We start from the raw sequence: 1076 nt of genomic DNA, 5'->3' as shown, positions 1-1076 counted from the left end.
TCATTTGTAAAAGAAGCCGCAGCATTGAAGTCCATGTCATTAGTGATGGTGATATCACTAGACCCATTAAATGTAACTGAACCAGTGTCATTTAAATCGAAATCTCCACCTACATTAAAATCACCAGTACCATTAAATATAAGTGTCCCCGTTGATTCAAGATTGAAATCATTGATCACATTAATTGTCCCACTGTGCGAAAAAGTAGTGGTATTTGTCGAAAAAATCTCAACGATATTCTCAATTGTCATGGATCCGGCTCCAGAAATTGTAAGTGGATTATTATCCACCACTTGCAGTGTATTGAAGCTAACGGTGGCTCCACTATTCACCACTAGACTATGACTACTTCCATTACCTTCAAAATCTAAATCACTTCCCGCTGTAGCACCATCTGTGAAAGTACTCCCGGAATTAAATGTCACAACACCATCGCCCTCCACATTTAAATTGAGATCATTATTAGTAAATTGAAGTGTACCAGTATTATCAACTGTCACATCATTTACCCATGAGTCACTCGTAATATCAACTGTATTTCCATTACCAACAAAAATTGGTGTAGTTTCATCCGGAGAACAATTACAAGTTGCACCTCCATATCCTATAGTTGACCAATTGATCCCATCATTCCAGTCACCATTAGCTCTACTATAAAGAGTTTCTCCAGCAAGTGATCTTACTCTGACATTTCGAAAATAATGGTTTTCAGCATTAGTGTTATTCCTAATCACTACTACCAACTGAATCTGAGATTCAACTATAGTTCCGGATGTTACAGTAATGAAAGTATTGCCGAAATCATTTACTGTTCGGTCTATCCGATTAGCAACTGGGGTGCTTTGATCGCCTAATGTATTATAGTATAATTCAATATAATCCGCATTTTCCAATGCACCTGTCTCAGCAATATCGTAAGATACTATCACACCTGATGGGTATGATGACAAATCTACTAAGTCTGTATACCACTTTACATCTCCATCTGTGTCTCGCCCCTGAAAATAGGAAAGTGACCCTTGACTCTGTTTTGAAAATACAGATGGTGTTCCTGGACTAGTATCTATATTCCAACC

1 protein-coding gene is annotated in these 1076 nt (G+C 37.7%); it reads right to left on the bottom strand.

What is annotated here, in order from left to right; genetic code table 11:
• Positions 1–1076: hypothetical protein (locus E1176_RS20250; protein ID WP_185152513.1), on the bottom strand; the 1076-nt coding region annotated here is incomplete at both ends.

The organism is Fulvivirga aurantia, assembly GCF_009711475.1.
GTDB classification, from domain to species: Bacteria; Bacteroidota; Bacteroidia; order Cytophagales; family Cyclobacteriaceae; genus Fulvivirga; species Fulvivirga aurantia.
The sequence above is the reverse complement of the archived record's forward strand: the minus strand, read 5'-3'. Positions and strand labels throughout refer to the sequence as shown.